The following is a 14604-nucleotide window of genomic DNA, read 5'->3' on the forward strand; positions in this document are numbered from 1 at the left end:
TTCCCGTAGATCTGCTCGGAAGAACCGAGAAGAAGCTTACTTGACCTCGACGGTGCCGCCAGCTTCTTCGATCTTCTTCTTGATGTCTTCGGCTTCAGCCTTGTTGACGCCTTCCTTGACGGCCTTGGGAGCGCCTTCAACGAGAGCCTTGGCTTCAGCGAGGCCCAGACCGGTGATGGCGCGGACTTCCTTGATGACCTGGATCTTCTTGCCACCGTCGCCGGTGAGGATGACGTCGAATTCGGTCTTCTCTTCGACAGCGGCGCCAGCGTCGCCAGCCGGGGCAGCAGCCACGGCAACAGCGGCAGCGGCGGAAACGCCCCATGCTTCTTCGAGAGCCTTGGCGAGGTCAGCGGCCTCGAGGACGGTCAGCTTCGACAGTTCTTCAACAAGCTTGGCGATATCGGCCATGATAATAACTCCTGATCTGTGGTCCCGGGGTGCTGGATGCGGTCCGCCGGGATAAATCGTAACGAATAGAATTGCTTAGGCTTGGCCCTTCGCGATTTACGAGAAATCGCTTGGGGCTTGAGCTCAAGCAGCCTTGTCGGCGTAGGCAGCGAAAACGCGAGCCAGCTTAGCCGCCGGAGCGGTCTGCAGCTGGGCGATCTTCGTCGCCGGAGCCTGAACGAGGCCGATGAGCTTGGCGCGCAGTTCGTCGAGCGAGGGCATCGAGGCGAGAGCCTTGACGCCAGCAGCGTTCAGAACCTGCGAACCCATCGAGCCGCCGACGATCTCGATCTTGTCGGTCGTCTTGGCGAAGTCGACGACAGCCTTGGCGGCAGCGACGGGGTCCACCGAAGTGGCGATGGCCGTCGGGCCGGTCAGGAAGTCGTCGATACCGACATAGTCGGTGTCCACGATGGCAAGCTTGGCAAGACTGTTCTTTGCAACCTTGTAGGTCGCGCCCGCGTCACGGATCTTGCCGCGCAGGGCGGTGGACTGGGCCACCGTCATGCCGAGGTTGCGGGTGATGACCACCACGCCGACCTCATTGAAGACCGCGTTGAGCTGGGCGACCGAATCGGCTTTCTGCGAACGATCCATGCCTTACTCCTTCACATGTGACCGCGTGGAACTTGCGTTCCTTGCGGCCGGCTACGTTTGTCCGAAGCGCGAAAGCACTTCGGGCGAGTCCGTTTCGATGGGGAAGGAGTTTCGTGCCGAAACACGAAGTTGGCACCACGTCTCCAAAGGAGAGAGGGGCCGGATAAAATCCTGTTCCCCGTCTAGGCTGGAAATTAAGCCCCCGCAAATCGAGGGCACCAACTGTCTCGGACGGATGAACGATGGGCCGAAACCCATACGGTTCGGGGGTGCCTTTGGATGAAAGCGCCCCCGGAGTCAACTATTGCTAACAGTGGTGTCAGTGAAAGTGACGCCGAAATTGACGGGGCTTCATCAACCGGCGGGGGCATCGTATCCCAGCAAATCGCCCGGCTGGCAGTCCAGTTCCCGGCAGATCGCCTCCAGCGTGGAGAAGCGGATCGCCTTGGCCTTGCCGGTCTTGAGGATCGAGAGGTTGGCAAGAGTGATGCCGATGCGCTCCGCCAGTTCCGTCAGTGTCATGCGGCGGGCGTAGAGAATGTCGTCCAGCTTGACCACGATCCGGCCTCCATCGAGAGTTTCCGTGTCCTCGTCCATTACACGGTGCCTTCCAGTTCGGCGCGCATCTCGGCACCCTTGCGGAAGACGCGGGCGAGGATGAACAGGATCAGCATCAGCAGCAGGCCATTGCCGGAGATGCCGCCCAAGGTATCGATCCGGGTGTGGCCTTCGCCCAGCTTGTTGATCAGGGCGCCAAGGCCCGAAAGCGGGAGGCCGATGAGCTGCACGACCAGGCTGAGCCAGGCCATCTGCGTCAGCCGCCGGGCATTGTCCGGCACGAACGGATCGCCATCTCCGACAGTGCCGACAATGCGCTTCAGCAGCTGGAAGATCCGGAAAAGCGTGCCGCACAGGATCGCGGCAAATACCAGCACGCCGCTGACCACCCAGAAGAACTGGGGCAGGAGAAGGGGCATATCCTTGGCAAGTTCAGCCGAAATCTGGCCCCGGAAGATCAGCATGGCCGGGATTGCGACAAGGCAGGCGGCGATGGCCAGGGCCATGCTCGCCATCAGGAACCACAGCAGTCCCTTGGCGATGGCGAGCAGCGGGTCGCGGGCAATCCGGGTGATTGGCGATGTCATGTTCGTGTCCTTCCCGGCGTCCGGATTACATCAGCGCCGGTGCGACGGCGACGACGATAGTGGTGGCCGGGCTCGCGACAGTCATGGGTTGGCGGGCGGCGGCTTCGGCCGGGTTGGAGAGGGTGGGCAGCCAGAAGGCGCCGGTGAAGACAATAGCCAGCGCCACGGCGAGGGGGCGGGAGGCCTTTTGCATCTGGGACTGGGTCATTGTTCGTTCTCCGATATGCTCGATATCGATATTCAATAAGTCGATTCGAGCTTATCGTCAATCGATAATATCGAAAAACAATATGACGCTGATCGTCTATCGGAAAGTCGCTGCATTTCGAGGCGTGTGGCGCACGCAAAAAAGCGGGGCGACCCGGATGAGTCGCCCCGCATATGGTTCCGGTCTGCCGCGCAGGGGTTACGGCGTTCCGGCTCCAGGCATCGATCTGCTATTTGGGCCCCTGTTGCCTTGAGGGGGTGGAGGGTGAGGGCCCGGTCGTCTGCCTGAGGGTATGCGCGCCGAAGGGGATGCCCAGCTATTGCTGGTGCTTGCGGGGGAAAGGCGAGTGGGCATGGTCTTGCGGCCCTGAGATTTCGGATCCCGGCGGAGCATGGTCAGCCCGCCAGTGAGCGATATGATCAGCGCGGCGAGCAAACCCAGTCCGCCTTTCGCGCCAAGACGGGAAGGGGTTTCGGGTACCGAAGTTGCCAGGCTGGGTGCCGGGATGTCGCCGCGCGCCAGAGTGCCGTCGGCAGCGGTGCCGGACCGGGAGGCGGTGGGCACGCGGGGTGCTTCGCTAGTTTCCATGCTCTTCGTCGCCATATCCTGCGGCGTTGCGGCTGCGGCCGGCATGGCGGCAAACGCGGCGGCGGCCAGTATCGGAGCCAGTGCGCGGTCTGCGATTGAGATGGTCAAGTGTCCCATATAGCTTCAATGCGCTGGAGGCGAAAAAGTTACCGGGACAGGCGCTTTTCAAGGATGGACGGCTGCGATTGTGCGGCGAATCGAGTCGCGGCGTTCCCGATCCGACCCCGCAGAAATGCGCGGCTCGTCAAATTGACATCCCGCACCCCCGCGCCTATATCCGCCCCTCGCTCGGTCGCTTCGAGCAAGGCTGCCCATGCGCGGGGGTGGCCCAAGAAGGAGGCGGTCGGGATATCATCCGATGCATAAGGCTGCTGGCCGCAACTGGCGTTCCTTCAAGGAATTCCGCGCGTGCCGGGCGGCCTTTTGGCGTTTTGGATGCCCTGCTTCACCGGCAGGGATACGTCCTCGCAGACGAGAATTTTCAAGGGGCCGCTCATCGCGAATCGGTCCCGAAGCGAAGAGGCAAAAGACCAGATCATGGCCACCAAGCCCGTCGATATGCGCCGCTCTGCAAAGAAGCGCATCCGCAAGATCTTTGGCGACATCCACGAAGTCGTCCAGATGCCCAACCTCATCGAGGTGCAGCGCGAGAGCTACGAGCAGTTCCTGCGCTCGAACCCCGCGACCGGTTACATCTCGGGTCTGGAGAAGACCCTGCGTTCGGTTTTCCCGATCCGCGACTTCGCCGGCACCAGCGAACTCGACTTCGTCCACTACGAGCTGGAAGAGCCGAAGTACGACGTGACCGAGTGCCGCCAGCGCGGCATCACGTATGCGGCCCCGATGAAGGTCACGCTGCGCCTGATCGTGTTCGAAGTGGACGCCGAGACCGAGACCCGCTCCGTCCTCGATATCAAGGAGCAGGACGTCTACATGGGCGACATGCCGCTCATGACCGAGAACGGCACCTTCTTCATCAACGGCACCGAGCGCGTGATCGTCTCGCAGATGCACCGTTCGCCGGGCGTCCTGTTCGACCATGACCGCGGCAAGACGCACTCTTCGGGCAAGTACCTCTTCGCGGCCCGCGTGATCCCGTACCGCGGTTCGTGGCTGGACTTCGAGTTCGACGCCAAGGACATCGTCAACGTGCGTATCGACCGCAAGCGCAAGCTGCCGGTCACCTCGCTGCTGTTCGGCCTGGGCCTCGATAACGAAGCGATCCTCGATTACTTCTACGAGACCGTGACCTGGAAGCGCGGTTCGGGCGGCTGGCAGCTGCCTTACCAGTCCGAAGCATGGCGCGGCGCCAAGCCGGCGTTCGACATCGTCGACGCCAAGTCGGGCGAAGTCGTGTTCCCGGCCGGCACCAAGATCTCCCCGCGCGCTGCCAACAAGGCGCAGAAGGACGGTCTGGAAGAACTGCTGATCCCGACCGAGGAAATCTTCGGCCGCTATTCGGCCAAGGACCTGATCGACGAGTCGACCGGCCGCATCTACATCGAGGCGGGCGACGAAGTTTCGCCGGAAAACCTTGAAGCGCTCGACCGCGCGGGCATCGACCAGATCGACCTGCTCGACATCGACGACATCAACACCGGTCCCTGGATCCGCAACACGCTCAAGGCCGACAAGGCCGAGAACCGCGACATGGGTCTGGAAGCGATCTACAAGGTCATGCGTCCGGGCGAACCGCCGACGAAGGAAACCGCCGAAGCCCTGTTCGACGGCCTGTTCTTCGACGCCGATCGCTACGACCTGTCGGCCGTGGGCCGCGTCAAGATGAACATGCGACTTGGCCTCGATGCCGAGGACACCGTGACCACCCTGCGCGTCGAGGACATCCTCGCCGTGGTCAAGGAACTGGTGAACCTCAAGGACGGCAAGGGCGAAATCGACGACATCGACAACCTCGGCAACCGCCGTGTGCGTTCGGTGGGCGAGCTGCTCGAAAACCAGTACCGCGTCGGCCTGCTCCGCATGGAGCGCGCCGTGAAGGAGCGCATGAGCTCGGTCGACGTGTCGACCGTGATGCCGAACGACCTTATCAACGCCAAGCCCGCCGTGGCCGCCGTTCGCGAGTTCTTCGGTTCCTCGCAGCTCTCGCAGTTCATGGACCAGACCAACCCGCTGTCGGAAGTCACCCACAAGCGCCGCGTTTCGGCACTTGGGCCGGGTGGTCTTACCCGTGAGCGCGCCGGCTTCGAAGTCCGCGACGTTCACCCGACCCACTATGGCCGTATCTGCCCGATTGAAACGCCGGAAGGCCCGAACATCGGTCTGATCAACTCGCTGTCGACCTTCGCCCGCGTCAACAAGTACGGCTTCATCGAAACGCCGTACCGTAAGGTGAACGACGGTCACGTGACCAAGGACGTCGTCTATCTTTCGGCGATGGAAGAGCAGAAGCACACCGTCGCGCAGGCGTCGGCTGAGCTGAATGCCGATGGTTCGTTCGTTGAGGAACTCGTCTCGGCTCGCCAGAACGGCGAATTCGTGATGAGCCCGCGCGACCAGATCACGCTGATGGACGTTTCGCCCAAGCAGCTCGTCTCGGTGGCCGCCTCGCTCATTCCGTTCCTGGAAAACGACGACGCCAACCGCGCACTCATGGGCTCGAACATGCAGCGTCAGGCCGTGCCGCTCGTGAAGGCGGACGCTCCGTTCGTCGGCACCGGCATGGAAGAGACGGTTGCGCGTGACTCGGGCGCCGCGATCTCGGCGCTGCGCGCCGGTATCGTCGACCAGGTGGACGCCACCCGTATCGTCATCCGCGCCTCGGGCGATATCGAACCCGGCAAGTCGGGCGTCGACATCTACCGTCTGCAGAAGTTCGAACGTTCGAACCAGTCGACCTGCATCAACCAGCGTCCGCTGGTGAAGGTGGGCGAAGTCGTGCAGGCTGGCGACACCATCGCCGACGGCCCGTCGACCGAGTTCGGCGAACTGGCTCTGGGCCGCAACGTGCTCGTCGCGTTCATGCCCTGGAACGGTTACAACTACGAAGACTCCATCCTGATCTCCGAGCGCATCGTGAAGGACGACGTGTTCACGTCGATCCACATCGACGAGTTCGAGGTCATGGCCCGCGACACCAAGCTGGGGCCGGAAGACATCACCCGCGATATTCCGAACGTCGGCGAGGAAGCCCTGCGCAACCTCGACGAAGCGGGCATCGTCTACATCGGCGCCGAAGTGCACCCGGGTGACATCCTGGTCGGCAAGATCACCCCGAAGGGCGAAAGCCCGATGACGCCGGAAGAAAAGCTCCTCCGCGCCATCTTCGGTGAAAAGGCTTCGGACGTCCGTGACACCTCGCTGCGTCTGCCGCCGGGCGTTTCGGGCACGATCGTCGACGTACGCGTGTTCAACCGTCACGGTATCGAGGTTGATGACCGTACCCGCGCGATCCAGAACGAGGAAATCGAACGCCTCGCCAAGGACCGTGAGGACGAACGCGCCATCCTCAACCGCGCCACCTACAATCGTCTGAAGGACATGCTCCTCGGCCAGGTCGCCGCTTCGGCGCCCAAGGGCCTCAAGAAGGGCGTCGAGATCACCGACGAAGTGCTGGACGAGGTCGAGCGTCACGACTGGTGGAAGTTCGCGGTTGCGGACGATCACATGCAGTCGCAGCTCGAAGCGGTGAAGACCCAGTACGACCTCACCGTCAAGGCGATCCAGGAGAAGTTCGAGGACCGCAAGGAGAAGCTGGAACGCGGTGACGAACTCGCGCCCGGCGTGCTCAAGATGGTCAAGGTCTTCGTGGCCGTGAAGCGCAAGCTTCAGCCGGGCGACAAGATGGCCGGCCGTCACGGTAACAAGGGTATCATCAGCCGCATCCTGCCGCTGGAAGACATGCCCTTCCTCGAAGACGGTACCCCGGTCGACTTCGTGATGAACCCGCTCGGCGTGCCTTCGCGCATGAACGTCGGCCAGATCTTCGAAACGCACCTCGGCTGGGCCGCTCGCGGCCTGGGCGCGCGTATCGGCGCGGCTCTGGACGACTGGCGTGCAGCCAACCCGAACCCGGTTGCCGGCCAGCCGCCGGAAGCCGTTCGCGAGCTGCTCAAGGAGATCTACGGCGACAACTACACCGCCGATATCGATGCCCGCGACGACGAGCAGATCGTCGAGTTCGCCCAGTCCGTCCGCAAGGGCGTGCCGATGGGTTCGCCGGTGTTCGACGGTGCTGTCGAGAAGGACGTCACCGACATGCTGCGTCTCGCCGGTCTCGACGAGTCGGGTCAGGTCAACCTGTTCGACGGCCGCACCGGCGACCGCTTCGACCGCAAGGTGACCGTCGGCTGCAAGTACGTGCTCAAGCTGCACCACCTTGTCGACGACAAGATCCACGCGCGTTCGATCGGCCCCTACTCGCTCGTCACCCAGCAGCCGCTGGGCGGTAAGGCGCAGTTCGGCGGCCAGCGCTTCGGTGAAATGGAGGTCTGGGCCCTCCAGGCCTACGGCGCCGCCTACACCCTGCAGGAAATGCTGACGGTGAAGTCGGACGACGTGGTCGGCCGTACCAAGGTCTACGAAGCGATCGTCAAGGGAGACGACACCTTCGAGGCCGGCATTCCGGAGAGCTTCAACGTTCTCGTCAAGGAAATGCGCTCGCTGGGCCTCAACGTCGAGCTGAAGAGCCACGACGACAACGAGGACGACGACGGCGTCGCGCTGGCGGCGGAATAACGGGATCCGGGCGGAGCCACCGCGCTCCGCCCTTCCTGCCTTCCGCCCGCACGAAGAATTCACCCCAAGAGGGATTGAACCATGAACGACCTGACCAAGTTCACCAACCAGATGGCGAAGCCCGAGACCTTCGATCAGATTCAGATCGGTCTCGCGAGCCCCGAGCGTATCCGCTCCTGGTCCTTCGGCGAGATCAAGAAGCCGGAAACCATCAACTACCGTACGTTCAAGCCTGAGCGTGACGGCCTCTTCTGCGCCCGCATCTTCGGTCCCGTGAAGGACTACGAATGCCTTTGCGGCAAGTACAAGCGCATGAAGTACAAGGGCGTCGTCTGCGAAAAGTGCGGCGTCGAAGTCACTGTCACCAAGGTGCGCCGCGAGCGCATGGGCCACATCGAGCTGGCCGCACCGGTCGCGCACATCTGGTTCCTGAAGTCGCTGCCTTCGCGCATCGGCCTGCTGCTCGACATGCAGCTCAAGCTGCTTGAGCGCGTCCTCTACTTCGAGAGCTACATCGTCATCGAGCCGGGCCTGACCCCGCTTGAGAAGTATCAGCTCCTCACCGAAGACGAGATGCTCGACGCGCAGGACGAGTACGGCGAGGATTCGTTCTCGGCCGGCATCGGCGCCGAGGCGGTGAAGCACATGCTCATCAACCTCGACCTCGAACAGGAGCGTGCGGACCTTCTCCAGGAACTTGAGACGACCAAGTCGGAACTCAAGCCCAAGAAGATCATCAAGCGTCTCAAGGTCGTGGAATCGTTCATCGATTCGGGCAACCGTCCGGAGTGGATGATCCTTGACGTCGTTCCGGTCATCCCGCCAGAGCTGCGCCCGCTGGTGCCGCTGGACGGCGGCCGCTTCGCGACGTCGGACCTCAACGACCTCTATCGCCGCGTCATCAACCGCAACAACCGCCTGAAGCGCCTGATCGAGCTGCGCGCGCCGGACATCATCGTCCGCAACGAAAAGCGCATGCTTCAGGAAGCTGTCGACGCCCTGTTCGACAACGGCCGCCGTGGCCGCGTCATCACCGGCGCCAACAAGCGTCCGCTGAAGTCGCTGTCCGACATGCTGAAGGGCAAGCAGGGCCGCTTCCGTCAGAACCTTCTGGGTAAGCGCGTCGACTATTCGGGCCGTTCGGTCATCGTGACCGGTCCGGAACTCAAGCTGCACCAGTGCGGCCTGCCGAAGAAGATGGCGCTCGAGCTGTTCAAGCCGTTCATCTACGCCCGTCTGGACGCCAAGGGTCTTTCGATGACCCTGAAGCAGGCCAAGAAGTGGGTCGAGAAGGAGCGCAAGGAAGTCTGGGACATCCTCGACGAAGTCATTCGCGAGCACCCGGTCATGCTGAACCGCGCACCGACGCTTCACCGCCTCGGCATCCAGGCGTTCGAACCCGTGCTGATCGAAGGCAAGGCGATCCAGCTGCACCCGCTCGTCTGCTCGGCCTTCAACGCCGACTTCGACGGTGACCAGATGGCCGTCCACGTGCCGCTCTCGCTGGAAGCCCAGCTGGAAGCGCGCGTGCTGATGATGTCGACCAACAACATCCTCTCGCCGGCAAACGGCAAGCCGATCATCGTGCCTTCGCAGGACATGGTTCTCGGCCTGTACTACCTGTCGATGGACCGCATCGGCGAGCCGGGCGAGGGCATGAAGTTCGCTGACATGGCCGAAGTGCACCAGGCCCTGTTCACCGGCGCTGTCACGCTGCATTCGAAGATCGAGGCCCGCGTGCCGCAGACCGACGAGAACGGCGAGCAGTACATGAAGCGCTTCGAGACCACTCCGGGCCGCATGCTGCTGGGCGAATGCCTGCCGAAGTCGCACACGGTGCCCTTCGATGTCGTCAACCGCCTTCTCACCAAGAAGGAAATCGGCGACGTCATCGACCAGGTCTACCGCCACACCGGCCAGAAGGAGACGGTGCTGTTTGCTGACGCGATCATGTCGCTCGGCTTCCGCAACGCGTTCAAGGCCGGCATTTCCTTCGGCAAGGATGACATGATCATCCCGGATTCGAAGGAAGCCCTGGTGAACGAGACCAAGGAACTGGTTGCCGACTACGAGCAGCAGTACCAGGACGGCCTCATCACCCAGCAGGAAAAGTACAACAAGGTGATCGACGCCTGGAGCCGTTGCGGCGACCAGGTGGCGAACGCCATGATGGAAGAGCTGAAGGCTCAGCCGATCGATCCCGAGACGGGCCGCATGGCCCAGATCAACTCGATCTACATGATGAGCCACTCCGGTGCGCGTGGTAGCCCGGCGCAGATGAAGCAGCTTGGCGGTATGCGCGGCCTCATGGCCAAGCCGTCAGGCGAGATCATCGAAACGCCGATCATCTCGAACTTCAAGGAAGGTCTGACCGTTCTTGAATACTTCAACTCGACCCACGGCGCCCGTAAGGGTCTGGCCGACACCGCGCTCAAGACGGCAAACTCGGGTTACCTGACCCGCCGTCTGGTCGACGTGTCGCAGGACTGCGTCGTCGTGATCGAAGATTGTGGTACCGAGCGCGCGCTGGAAATGCGTTCGATCGTGCAGGGCGGTTCCACCATCGCCTCGCTCGCCGAGCGTATCCTGGGCCGTACCCTGGCCGAGGACATCGTCGACAAGGACGGCAATGTCGTTGCCGCCAAGGGTCAGCTTCTCGACGAAGCTGCCGTGGCTGCGATCGAACTGACCGGCCTTCAGGCTGCCCGTATCCGTTCGCCGCTGGTCTGCGAAGCCCAGCAGGGCGTGTGCGGCAAGTGCTACGGTCGTGACCTTGCCCGTGGTACCCCGGTCAACATCGGTGAAGCTGTCGGCGTCATCGCCGCGCAGTCGATCGGTGAACCGGGCACGCAGCTCACCATGCGTACCTTCCACATCGGCGGTGCCGCGCAGCTTAACGAAACCAGCCACCTGGAATCGATCTGCGACGGTAAGGTCGAGTATCGCGACATCCCGACGATCGTCGACAAGCGCGGTCGCCGCCTGTCGCTCGCCCGTAACGGTGAAGTCGTGCTGTTCGACAGCGAGGGTCGTGAGCGCGCAATCCACCGCGTGCCTTACGGTACCGTGCTGCTCCACACGAGCGGCGCAAGCGTCAAGGAAGGCGAACGTTTGGCTGAGTGGGATCCGTTCTCGCTGCCGATCATCACCGAATCGTCGGGTACCGTGAAGTATCAGGACCTGATCGATACCCGCACGCTGACCGAGCAGGTCGACGATGCGACCGGCATGACCAGCCGCGTCGTGACGGAAGACCGTTCGTCGCGCACCGCGAAGAAGAAGGAGGACCTGCGTCCGCGCATCACCCTTCTCGACGAGGGTTCGGGCGAAACCGCGCGCTACATGATGGCGCCGGGCACCACGCTCTCGGTCGAGGACGGCCAGACCGTCGAAGCCGGCGACATCATCGCCCGTGCTTCGCGCGAAGCCGCCAAGACCCGCGACATCACCGGCGGTCTGCCGCGCGTTGCCGAACTGTTCGAGGCCCGCAAGCCGAAGGACAACTCGATCATCGCCAAGGTCTCCGGCCGCATCGAGTTCGTGCGTGACTACAAGGCCAAGCGCAAGATCGCGATCATCCCGGAAGAGGGTGATCCGGTTGAGTACCTGATCCCGAAGAGCCGCGTGATCGACGTGCAGGAAGGCGACTTCGTCAAGAAGGGCGACAACCTGATCTCGGGCTCGCCCGATCCGCACGACATTCTGGAAGTCCTCGGCGTCGAGGCTCTGGCAGAATACCTCGTCGCGGAAATCCAGGAAGTCTATCGACTCCAGGGCGTGAAGATCAACGACAAGCACATCGAAACGATCGTTCGTCAGATGCTGCAGAAGGTTGAGATCACGAACGGCGGCGACACCACGCTGCTGCCGGGCGAAGAAGTCGACTACGAGGAAATGTTCGAGATCAACAGCAAGCTTCCCGAGGGCAAGATGCCCGCGGAAGGCAAGCCGATCCTTCTCGGCATCACCAAGGCCTCGCTGCAGACCCGTTCGTTCATCTCGGCCGCGTCGTTCCAGGAAACCACCCGCGTGCTCACGCAGGCGGCGGTCGAAGGCAAGAAGGACACGCTGATCGGTCTCAAGGAGAACGTGATCGTGGGCCGCCTGATCCCGGCGGGTACTGGTGCGGGCATGAACCGCATGCGCGTGGCGGCCACCAGCCGCGACGCCGCCCTGCGCGCGTCTTACCGTCGCATGCAGGAATCGCTCATCGCTGCCAATTCGGCGGCGGAAGAGCATGCGGCCGAACTGGCCCAGGGCCCGGAAGCGGCGATCGGCAACGATCCGCTCGCCGTGGTCGAGGGTGAGACCCACGGTCTCGACGCGGATGCGGGTGATTACCTGATCCAGTCGGACGAGCAGACCGAAGGCGGCGAGGAAGCATAAGCTTTCCCACCTGCTGACAGGCACACGAAAGGCCCGCCGGAGCGATCCGGCGGGCCTTTTGCTTGGTGCTGGCGCGGCATTTGGCATGGTTACGCGAAAGTAACCCTCGCGCCTCTAAGGGAATGTCCTGAGATACTAGCAGGGCGCCAAGCATGGCCTGGAATTTCGGACGTACGGAAAAGAAGGGGCGCGAAGCCGGCGAGGCCGCGAACGCGATCGGCGCCGAGGATGCGCGCAATTTCTGCCGGGCGGTCGAGGGGATCGACGGGCTAGGCCTCTGGGCCTCCGACGCCGAGGGCCGCATCCGCTATCTTTCGGACAAGGCCCTGTCCCGCCTGCCTGCTGCCATTCCCGTGATCGGCAGCCCGCTGGCCGACATCTTCCAGACCTTCGACGATGGCGCCGGTTCGGGCCGCAGCCTGCGTTTCGCGTTGTCCCGCCGCTCGCGGTTCGAGAAGCTGGCAGTCTGCACGGGCGAGGGCGCACAGCGGCGCTGGTGGCTGCTTTCGGGCGAGGCGCAGACCGACGAAGGCGGCCGGTTCGACGGCTTCTGCGGCCTCTGCTCCGAAATCACCGACGAGCGCCGCATTGCCGAGGAAAACTCGCGCGAGGCGATGCACGATCCGCTCACGGGCCTGCTCAACCGCCGCGAGATGGCCCGCATGCTCGACCGCACCTTGCGCGCCTACAAGGCGCAGGAACGCCCCTGCGCGACGCTGCTGATCGATCTCGACCGCTTCAAGCAGGTCAACGACACCCTCGGCCATTCGAGCGGCGACGCCCTGCTGCGTCAGGTCGCCGAACGGCTGACCACCATCGTCGGCGATGCCGAGCGGATCTGCCGCCTCGGCGGTGACGAATTTCAGATCCTCGTCCCCGATGTCGAGGATCGTGGCGATCTCGGCGCCTTGGCCGAGCGGATCATCGCCATGCTCTCGCAGCCCTATTCGGTGGAGGGCAACCGCTGCATCATCGGCGCGTCGGTGGGCATCGCCATCGCCCCGTTCGACGGGCGCGATGTGGACGAACTGGTGCGAAATGCCGATCTCGCGCTCTATGCCGCCAAGCATGGCGGGCGCGGCCGCTTTCGCTTCTTCTCGCGCGAGTTGCTGACGGCGGCCGAGGATCGCCGGATGCTGGAGGAGCATCTCCACGATGCGCTGGCAAAGGGAGAGCTGGAACTCCACTACCAGCCCATCGTCGCGGCGGGCACCGATGTCGTGACCGGCGCCGAGGCGCTGATGCGCTGGAACCACCCGGAGAAGGGCGTCATCAGCCCTTCGCAGTTCATCCCCATCGCCGAGGAATCGACGATGATCTGCCAGATCGGCGAATGGGCGCTGCGCACCGCCTGCCGCGATGCCGTGGACTGGCCGGGCGATCTGCGCGTGGCGGTCAATGTCTCGCCCCGTCAGTTCACCGATCCCGGTTTTCCCGGCATCGTCGCCAATGCGCTGGCAGCATCCGGGCTGGCGCCGGAGCGGCTCGAACTGGAAATCACCGAGGGCGTGTTCCTGGCCGAAGGCGCCGATACCGATGCACGGTTCCGGGCGCTCAAGGCACTGGGCATTCGGCTTGCGCTGGACGATTTCGGCACCGGCTATTCCTCGCTCGGCTACTTGCGCACCGCGCCGTTCGACAAGATCAAGATCGACCAGAGCTTCGTGCGCGGCACCGCCGAGGCGGGTGCGCGCAACAAGGCGCTGATCGCCGCCATCGTCGCCATGGCCAAGGCCATCGGCATGGAGACCACGGCGGAAGGTATCGAGACGCTGGACCAGCTCGCGATGCTGCGCGAACTCGGCGTCAGCCACATCCAGGGATTCATCTACTCGCAGGCGATCCGGGCCGAGGCTTTCCTCATGGCTGCCGGACAGCCCCACTGGGGTATCGCGCCCAGCGGCCCGGCCCGTCAGCGGGACGAGCGGATCTCGATGTTCCGCTGGATCGGCGCGATTCACGAGGACCACTATTACCCGGTGGTCCTGCGCAATATTTCCTCCACCGGCGCGCTGATCGAGGGTGTGGAGGATGTGCCGCTCGGCACGCGGTTCGTGGTCTATTTCGGCGAAGGCCAGCTCGAAGTGGCGACCGTGCGCCGCGCGATGGGGGAGCAGATCGGCGTCGCCTTCGAAAAGTCACTGGTAAGCGATGGCAATGGCGGCCTCTGCACGCGCACGCGGATCTCGCCTTATGACCTGATCAACGCCGGGCTGCCGGCGGACTTCGAAGTAACCACCACCCGCACGCCGATTGCCCCGCGCGATGGCCGGATCTCGATCCCCGCCTTCACCTCGACAGTGGGCCGCAAGGCGATTCAGGGAACGCTGTAAGCTTCTCGACCGGGCGCCGACGCCTGCCGACGGGCGACATGGCCTCTCGCGGAAAGACGGGCGATAAGTTGGCACCCCCCGTTCCCGCAAGGCAGCACTCTATGGACACCCCTGTTTCGAAAGTCGCCCGTGCCGCGTTCTTCTCGGTCACGGCCATGGCCGGCTTCGTCGTCTGGTGCGGCCTTGCGGGATTCGGAGGGGC

The 14604-nt window shown here is 63.4% G+C and carries 8 protein-coding genes; 3 read left to right on the forward strand and 5 right to left on the reverse strand.

Annotated features, from left to right (window positions below; translation table 11 throughout):
- Positions 1-36 precede the first annotated feature (36 nt).
- The 5 genes from rplL to AC1VVM_RS05210 form a co-directional block, all read right to left on the reverse strand.
- Positions 37-411 (reverse strand): 50S ribosomal protein L7/L12, encoded by a 375-nt coding sequence (gene rplL / locus AC1VVM_RS05190; RefSeq protein WP_132388086.1) that lies wholly within the window; start codon positions 409-411, stop codon positions 37-39.
- Positions 412-534: 123 nt separating this feature from the next.
- Positions 535-1047 (reverse strand): 50S ribosomal protein L10, encoded by a 513-nt coding sequence (gene rplJ / locus AC1VVM_RS05195; protein WP_132388088.1) that lies wholly within the window; start codon positions 1045-1047, stop codon positions 535-537.
- Between the two features lie 354 nt (positions 1048-1401).
- On the reverse strand, positions 1402-1644 hold the full coding sequence (locus AC1VVM_RS05200; RefSeq protein WP_482956025.1) for a helix-turn-helix domain-containing protein: 243 nt from the start codon (positions 1642-1644) through the stop codon (positions 1402-1404).
- Positions 1644-2192 (reverse strand): DUF2975 domain-containing protein, encoded by a 549-nt coding sequence (locus AC1VVM_RS05205; protein ID WP_243652573.1) that lies wholly within the window; start codon positions 2190-2192, stop codon positions 1644-1646. The genes AC1VVM_RS05200 and AC1VVM_RS05205 overlap by 1 nt, the downstream gene beginning before the upstream one ends.
- A 25-nt stretch (positions 2193-2217) precedes the next feature.
- Positions 2218-2400: a hypothetical protein gene (locus tag AC1VVM_RS05210; protein WP_482956026.1), complete on the reverse strand. Its 183-nt coding sequence runs from the start codon at positions 2398-2400 to the stop codon at positions 2218-2220.
- Positions 2401-3525: 1125 nt separating this feature from the next.
- Between AC1VVM_RS05210 and rpoB the strand changes: the two genes are divergently transcribed.
- The 3 genes from rpoB (at position 3526) to AC1VVM_RS05225 (ending at position 14402) form a co-directional block, all read left to right on the forward strand.
- Positions 3526-7683, forward strand: a complete 4158-nt coding sequence (gene rpoB / locus AC1VVM_RS05215; RefSeq protein WP_132388096.1) for a DNA-directed RNA polymerase subunit beta — start codon at positions 3526-3528, stop codon at positions 7681-7683.
- An 81-nt stretch (positions 7684-7764) separates the two neighbouring features.
- Complete coding sequence (gene rpoC, locus AC1VVM_RS05220) at positions 7765-12069, forward strand: DNA-directed RNA polymerase subunit beta' (RefSeq protein WP_132388098.1); 4305 nt, start codon at positions 7765-7767, stop codon at positions 12067-12069.
- Between the two features lie 152 nt (positions 12070-12221).
- Complete coding sequence (locus AC1VVM_RS05225) at positions 12222-14402, forward strand: putative bifunctional diguanylate cyclase/phosphodiesterase (protein ID WP_482956027.1); 2181 nt, start codon at positions 12222-12224, stop codon at positions 14400-14402.
- Positions 14403-14604 lie beyond the last annotated feature (202 nt).

The sequence above is a fragment of the Novosphingobium sp. BL-S-33 genome (assembly GCF_056857025.1).

What these genes read in the sequence shown, in the direction of transcription:
- AC1VVM_RS05200 (WP_482956025.1), bottom strand. Translation starts at nt 1,644, where the DNA reads ATGGACGAGGACACGGAAACTCTCGATGGAGGCCGGATCGTGGTCAAG.
- AC1VVM_RS05210 (WP_482956026.1), bottom strand. Translation starts at nt 2,400, where the DNA reads ATGACCCAGTCCCAGATGCAAAAGGCCTCCCGCCCCCTCGCCGTGGCG.
- rplL (WP_132388086.1), bottom strand. Translation starts at nt 411, where the DNA reads ATGGCCGATATCGCCAAGCTTGTTGAAGAACTGTCGAAGCTGACCGTC.
- rplJ (WP_132388088.1), bottom strand. Translation starts at nt 1,047, where the DNA reads ATGGATCGTTCGCAGAAAGCCGATTCGGTCGCCCAGCTCAACGCGGTC.
- AC1VVM_RS05205 (WP_243652573.1), bottom strand. Translation starts at nt 2,192, where the DNA reads ATGACATCGCCAATCACCCGGATTGCCCGCGACCCGCTGCTCGCCATC.
- rpoC (WP_132388098.1), top strand. Translation starts at nt 7,765, where the DNA reads ATGAACGACCTGACCAAGTTCACCAACCAGATGGCGAAGCCCGAGACC.
- AC1VVM_RS05225 (WP_482956027.1), top strand. Translation starts at nt 12,222, where the DNA reads ATGGCCTGGAATTTCGGACGTACGGAAAAGAAGGGGCGCGAAGCCGGC.
- rpoB (WP_132388096.1), top strand. Translation starts at nt 3,526, where the DNA reads ATGGCCACCAAGCCCGTCGATATGCGCCGCTCTGCAAAGAAGCGCATC.